At 43.9% G+C, this 6,823-nt stretch carries 7 protein-coding genes; 3 read left to right on the forward strand and 4 right to left on the reverse strand.

Annotation, left to right across the window (positions count from 1 at the left end; all coding sequences use genetic code 11):
* Positions 1 to 60: 60 nt before the first annotated feature.
* From QUB64_RS31000 to QUB64_RS31010, 3 genes are all read right to left on the reverse strand, one after another.
* On the reverse strand, positions 61 to 936 hold the full coding sequence (locus QUB64_RS31000; protein ID WP_333278118.1) for a phycobilisome linker polypeptide: 876 nt from the start codon (positions 934 to 936) through the stop codon (positions 61 to 63).
* Between the two features lie 208 nt (positions 937 to 1,144).
* Positions 1,145 to 1,744, reverse strand: coding sequence for a chromophore lyase CpcT/CpeT (locus QUB64_RS31005; protein ID WP_333278120.1), 600 nt, complete (start codon positions 1,742 to 1,744; stop codon positions 1,145 to 1,147).
* Between the two features lie 178 nt (positions 1,745 to 1,922).
* A complete protein-coding gene (locus QUB64_RS31010) occupies positions 1,923 to 2,456 on the reverse strand; it encodes a phycobiliprotein lyase (RefSeq protein ID WP_333278122.1) in 534 nt (177 codons plus the stop codon).
* Between the two features lie 282 nt (positions 2,457 to 2,738).
* On the opposite strand from QUB64_RS31010, the gene QUB64_RS31015 reads away from it, so the two are divergent.
* The 3 genes from QUB64_RS31015 to QUB64_RS31025 all read left to right on the forward strand — a co-directional run bounded on the left by QUB64_RS31015 (position 2,739) and on the right by QUB64_RS31025 (position 5,713).
* Entirely contained in the window at positions 2,739 to 3,983 is a 1,245-nt protein-coding gene (locus QUB64_RS31015; protein ID WP_333278124.1) for a hypothetical protein, read from the forward strand.
* A gap of 16 nt (positions 3,984 to 3,999) precedes the next feature.
* Positions 4,000 to 4,569, forward strand: coding sequence for a hypothetical protein (locus tag QUB64_RS31020; RefSeq protein WP_333278126.1), 570 nt, complete (start codon positions 4,000 to 4,002; stop codon positions 4,567 to 4,569).
* A gap of 304 nt (positions 4,570 to 4,873) precedes the next feature.
* Positions 4,874 to 5,713 (forward strand): hypothetical protein, encoded by an 840-nt coding sequence (locus QUB64_RS31025; protein ID WP_333278128.1) that lies wholly within the window; start codon positions 4,874 to 4,876, stop codon positions 5,711 to 5,713.
* Between the two features lie 475 nt (positions 5,714 to 6,188).
* Here the strand turns inward: QUB64_RS31025 and QUB64_RS31030 are convergent, their stop codons facing one another.
* Positions 6,189 to 6,701, reverse strand: coding sequence for a C39 family peptidase (locus QUB64_RS31030; protein WP_333278130.1), 513 nt, complete (start codon positions 6,699 to 6,701; stop codon positions 6,189 to 6,191).
* Positions 6,702 to 6,823: the final 122 nt, after the last annotated feature.

Here is a 6,823-nt window from a genome sequence, read left to right on the forward strand (position 1 = left end):
TTGCAAACACGCTCAGGGATGTGATTCCCCAAGTCGTGAAGCTAGAAGTTTGAGCTGTTTTTAATTGACAGCAGTGATGCTGGCAATTACGCCGCCTTGTTTGTGGATGCGTTGATATTCTTGGGAAAGTCTGGAAAACGGCACTACATAAACTTGGTTGCTCTGCCGAATTTTTTGAACCCGATTCTGAGCAGAAGTGCGATAGCCAGTGACTTCGATACGGAAAACCTTACCTTCGTCACTAGAGCCCGCGCTGCCAACACTTTTAGCACCCCGCTGTCTATCAGGAAATGACCAACCATCCCCAACTGAACCACCGGAAGGAGGAATGATTGCTACAGGAGTTTCCTGAATCACGTATTTGTTCAGGACAGGGGATTTTCCAGACAGACTTCCTTTGAAATCGCTGCTGGAAGGTCCTCGCAAGAGAGCAAACATATGAGTAAACCCAACCATGTTTTGTCCTGGTTGGGTTTTGTAGCCTCGGTAGTAGGGAACGATATTTTCCCCGTAGGCGTTTTGGTATTCATCGCTGTCGAGGTAAGAATCAATTTCTGCCTCGAAGCCTTCGGTATCTAAGATAGTGCTATGGGATCTCATTTCTTCTAGGCCATCGGGAGCGCGACCGAGAAGATGTTTGAAATTGAGTTCAATAAACCGATAGCGAGGACAAGTATCGAAAAAGCGAGAACGGTAAGCGTCGGATTTGGCAAGAGCGCGGACAAATTCGCGTACACTCAATGCACCACTTTTGAATTGCGATTCAGGAATTGTCGCCCGTTCGCTTTCCATGACGTAAGCATTACCCAAAACTTGCCGGTAGACGGCACGAATAATGGTTTCTACTTCTTCTTGTGAACGTCCTGGAATCAGTTCTAAACAGGGTGTTTCTTCAAATAAACTGACTCCAAGTCGAGATGCAGGTCCAAAAACCATTTAAAAAATCTCCACTATTAGTGTTATGTGAAAATTTACCATAATTAGATGTTTTATTAGAAAACTTTACATAATTTAACATTACAGCTTAGGTTGCTGTTTTCATGTGTTACAGGCCGTTTTTTAGGGTGCAGGAGTCTTTTGGGGTAATAGGTGTGGCTGTAGTATGTGCTGCGGTGCCTGGAAATTCGTCACGTCAGTGGGTAAATTAGCTCTGCGGTAGCTCTCCGGCAAAACTTTGGCGCTTTTCAAACGACAAAGAGCCGAAGTCAGATCCCCAAATCTGTTGGTGAGTGTTTACATCCATACCGCGATCGAGACTGCTCCAGGTTGTTTCGGTAATTTCCACGTCGCTGATGAGGTAGGTTGAACAACCTTTTTTTTCGATGAGACACTGGTTTCCTGGTTCTACACTACCACGAAACATTTCTCCTTCTCGTTTGAAAACCATGGAGCAATTGTAGCGCCGTTGAATGCAATCTGGTTTGATTGTCTTGAGAATGCTTAATTCCCGTGCTGCACCGGCATACTGCACTGGGTCGTTGAGACTATAATTTTCTATATAGATTTGCGAGTCCTGGTCTATTAATTTGTGGACTCCTTGACGGTAGGGAGTCCAGAGGTCATGGTCGTAAACCTGCTCGGAGTAAAATCCAATGGCATTGAAAAAATCAAAGGGTAAGGGGCGGAAAAATACATGAATGTGGGCAAATTGTTGTGGTTTTTCAAAGGATTGTTTGTAGTTGCTGAAGTCCCCGGCCATCCATTGAGCCAGAGTGATTAAATCGTTGGTTTCAACTGAAGTCATAAGCTGTTTTTTGATTTTTTATAGCATCCATCAAAAGTGCGATCGCTAAACACTTGTTTTGCTTGTTTGATCTACTCTTTGGGTAAGGTGCGTCGCTACAATATTGTCGATTAAAATTAGGGATTGTTTGTGGCGACGCACCCTACAAATACTGTTGCATGATTTTTGATAATTGGTGTTATTTCCCGGAGCTCGATCGAATTTCTGAAGAAAATGATGCGGTTACTACTCCACTTCCTTTGCTGGTTTTGATCAGGGAAACACGAAAGCGCAGGTTGGGATTGGCGAACCAAATTTTTTCTTCCGCTGCGGCGTTATCGTAGCTGGTCACGAGGATAAAGGTACCATCGTCTGTGATGTGATAGTCAGCGGCGGCGGGAATGGTTTCGGCATATCCTTGGTCTCGCAGCAATTTACCGCGATTGGGGACTGTCGGATCTGGGATGGGTACGAGGATACAACTGCCTTTCATTTCAGCGTTCTCATCCCAATCTGATTGGCCTTCCCATGCCATGTGAAAGGGGTTGACTGCTTGGGCTGGGTCGATGTTGTAGGATTTGCAGAGGTCGATTACGGCAGCATCATCGGGTGAGAGTGCAACGATATCAATGACTGACTCGATCGCTTCAAAGTGTCGGAAAGTCAAATGATGGGCGCTGCGCTGCGATCGCCATTGTCCGAGGGAGTTGTCAACAAATTGCTGGATGTTCATGGAAATTATTGTACAAGCTGATTGACACAGATATTATTGTCAATATTTTAAGATTGACGATATCACCACAGCTTGCGGGTATTGGTATTGTACTATTGTTTGAGGATGGGAGTAGAAGGACTTGAATTAAACCCCCTCACTGAATTAACGAGTTTACGCCGTTTCAGCCCATAAATCACTCATCTCACAAGACTTGTTTTCATATCTGAGTGGAAAACGAGTGCTTTGCTGTAGGCTGTACACAATAAGCAGACTCAACATTGTGAGTCAAGTGAGTGGAATATGAGTGGAAATTCTAAATCAGTTACCGTAAGCAACTCAGCCGATTACCTTATCGGTTACGAGCGGGTGCTAGACTATTTGAAGGATGCACAAAAAGAATGCCCTAGAGGGGTAGGGTTGAAAAAGGAGAGTCGTGCTAAAGGCTCCTATGTACAGTTACAGTTCAAACTCGGTGACAAGCGAGTCATCAAGTCCTGTGGCTGCAACCTGACAATGCAGGGTATCACCGATGCCTTAAATAAAGCTCATTTAGTCGCTACAGCATTAGAATCGTTTTCTAGTCAGACAGAGTTCTTGAGATGGTATGATGATGCAATCCTAGAAAAAAACGTCGTCAGGAATGACCTAATAACGTTCGGTGAGGCGATAGCAAAAGTAGAAGCCGGATACTGGGAAGGATACACTAAGAAACGACAAAAGCGAGAAAGGGAAAGTATGTCGGCACAGAATACTTGGTATCAGGTGTACGGTAAGTTCTACAAACTGCTACCACAGGATGCGACAGTTAACCTCACTGATGTGATGGTAGTAATCAATAGCAAAGAAAAAGGTAGTAAGTCTCATGAGTCCTGCCTGTCTGTGATGAAAAAACTAGCTGAAACCATTGGTGACTCTCGACTACATGAAGAGTTAAGCAAAATTGACGGCAAGCAAACCATTTTTCGTGATGACTTGCAATCTGTATCAATAGAGGACTTCTTGCAACTACGCAAAGATGTGCTAAATATTCCCGCCAATGATAAACGATATCACTTAGAGTCTCGAAAAGCTTGGTTATGGGTGTTTTCAATGCAAGCGGTGTACGGGTTGCGGGTACACGAAGTATTTGCAATCCAGAACATTGAGCAACCTTTTAAAACAAAAGATGGTGTTACCATCCCCGCATTAAGTGACCCCAAAAATAAAAAAATGATTGCTGTGGTAGGCGATAAAACAGCACTGGATACCACAACCAAAACGGGCTACCGCTTAACTATCCCGATGTTGCCACCTACTCACCCTAACTTGATAGAGCAATTAGAGCTTAAGTCAGGAGCGCCACCACGACTTAAGATGGTTTCAACTAATCCGCAAACAATAGTCGGAAAATACATTAAATCAGCTCGAAACTGCTTAGAAAATTGGAGCAAGTTTACCCAGACTCACGCACTGCGTCAGGCTGCTAGAGGAGGAGTCCGTCGAAGCAAAATATTTAGCGGATGCATCAGAGTTATCTCGATCAGCAGTTCTAAACCGCCTCGATAAATTAGTTGAGAAAGGCTTGGTACACAGGCGCGTAAAGCCTGGTACTGAAAATAGGCATAAGCCTCCTTACATATTTTCCCTTGACCCTGATTTCAGGTCACAGGTTGCTGCATTGCTACAGGAGAAAGGTGTTGAACGGCAGGAGCAGCCTAAACAAGATCAGATTGAGGACGGTAGTCAAGACTTGCCACTAGATCATTTACAACTTTCATCAACCGATCAACAGTCACAGCAGCTAGGCTTTTCAAATGAGATCGTTAAAGAAGAGCTAGGAAATCCAGTAGCTGTGTCTTCTGTCGAAACCAACGGCACTTCAGTGCCAGTACCTAGAGCTGAACAACTATTAGATAACGCAACAGAACAAAAACAAGAAACAACGAGCAAATCTGATGAAGAAAGTCAAAGCCTTGACAAGCGCATAGGGATAGTTCTTACTAAGATGGCAAAAGAGATAGAGGCCCTTAGAAACCGAGTAGCCTATTTAGAGCGAAAATTGGAACAAAACACACAAAATACAGATGGCTTTGATTTTGGTCAAGTCTTAAGTATTTTGGAGCCAAAACAAAACGACAAGGACACAACATAGAAAGCTGACCTTGCCGTTTTGTCATACATAAGCGGGGTCAAACCCCAAAACGTTTAGAAGCGATACAAGACATGGGCGGCGCTTGGTGCCAGGTGGGCCTAGGAAACTCGACGCTGAGGGGTTCAATTCCCCTGCCGTCCACAACCAATTAACTCGCTCTCTATCTGCCAGAAGACCAAAAGACCAAACTGGTAGGGCAAAATTAGGTTTTTGCGCCCAGATTACTTACGGTATGCACCATCTTAGCATATCACGGTCTCTTGGCAGTAGAGGATAAACACAGACAAGTCAAGAGGAATTTCCAATGTCAAAAAGTCAAGATTTTTCCAAGTACCTGCTTCGCCGTATTGAACATGACGGTGAATACTTCACAGTGAAAAAGACAGGTCGATCCGGAATGTCTATAAGCGGTTTGGGTCGTTTTGTCGGCAAATCTCACACTGCAATTAGCTATTGGGTTAAAAAAGCCAAGGAGGCTGATTCAATAAACAACAGCCTGCCTGAACCGCTAAAACCCTTTGCTGGCAAATCTTTGACCCTAGAGGGCTATAAAGACTCTCAAGGACGTGACATCCTGGAGGACAGATTTTGCTCTGCCCTTGTAGAGTATTACGGTGATGATAAGGCTAACGTGATTGCACAAGCACGTTTAGCTCTAATTCGCGATCTTGGTATGCGACTGTTCATACACCTGAAAACAGGTTGGCATCCAAACTGTGATGCAGAAGAATTCAACCGAGACATTCGGGATGAGCAAAAGCTCCTGAATGCAGAAATCCGAAACAATCACAAAATTACCTATGGTCGTCGCCGAGAGGTTCTAAAAAATCATGGAGTAAATCCTTGCTCCCAAGGTTGGATTACTCGCCTGGACTACCAAATTCTCCTTAACAAGGACACAAAAGAGTTACGAGAACTCTACGGAATATCAAAAGAGGATTTGATTGTTGATTCCCTAAAAGCTCCTGATCAAGCTACATTGTCATTTGCACACATGATGCAATCAGAAAGCCTGGAAGCAAAAAATATTCATGGCTACTATCCCGTGAAAAGTGAGTGTGCCAATGTAATGCAGAAGGTCGTAGATTTTCGTGATTCGTTGCGATCTGAATCTCAAAAACAACTCCCAGGGGAAAGCAACTAACACTTTAGCCGCTCATTTCTAACCTTTCTAAGGGTGATCAAGTTCACCCTTTCTTTTTTTGTAAGCTATGTTTTGCGAAAAAGTCTTTCCTTGGTTGCGGACTAGGGGAACTCGCTGCCAGTTGGGGACTGACTCAGTGACGAAGAAACAGAGTTTTTTGCAAAAACAAGTGTTTATTGCCTTTGACAATACGAGAAATGGAACTCTATGTCTGACGAGAAACCTGAAACCCTTAACGGATGAGATAATAAATTCGATGGGCGATACAGGATTTGAACCTGTGACATCTTCCGTGTGAAGGAATGAGTAGGTATAGCTTAAACCATTGTATACTAACGGTTTCAAGAAAATTGCAGAATATTTTCTATCAATTCTCTCTACAGCGATGGCTGAAACGGCTGTTTTTGCCCTCGGAAAACAATCCATCAGCGACAAGGTTGAGCTAGCTGTGTAGCTCGACTTCTGGAAATATTTTTTATTGACTAATGTAGTGCACCCAGAACTGCCCGTCATTAGCGCAGGTGCGGCGGATCAGGTCATAAGAATAGTGCAAGTAAGCACCGCTGGCGCTTATGTCGTAACCTGTGGAGAACCACTCGCCATAAGGATCGTGAACTAAAAAACCAGCGTTATCGTATCCGACCAGTGTCACAATGTGACCGAAAGAAGTGAAGTACCCGTGGATGACACAGGGGTTGCCTGCCGCGAGATGGCGTTTGCAACGATCGAAGGTTCCCTCAAGAGTAAAATCGTTTTTCAGTCCGTAGCGCCGAACCATCTCCGCCAAATCATCTGGCGAATGTCGGTTCAGCCCCAAATTTTCCATTGCCCGGTAAATCTCATCTTCTAGCTGGGCTAGCGATCGCGATTTAATGCCAAAATAATTCAGGCACGTGGCAATCGCAGTGACGTTGCAAGCACCTGTCGGATTGAGCAAATTATCTAGCTGTGATTTGTACTCGATTTCGAGTCTGGCTTTATCTGGCATTTGGTTTAAGTAAGTATCTGCGTCAAATTATTTAACCCCTTAAATTATATATTTACTTGTAAACTAACATTACCCCTTACAATAGGTATAGGTTTTTTTACGGAATTCAAAACCAAAAAAGC

The organism is Microcoleus sp. Aus8_D2 (genome assembly GCF_036702665.1).
Lineage (GTDB): Bacteria > Cyanobacteriota > Cyanobacteriia > Cyanobacteriales > Microcoleaceae > Microcoleus.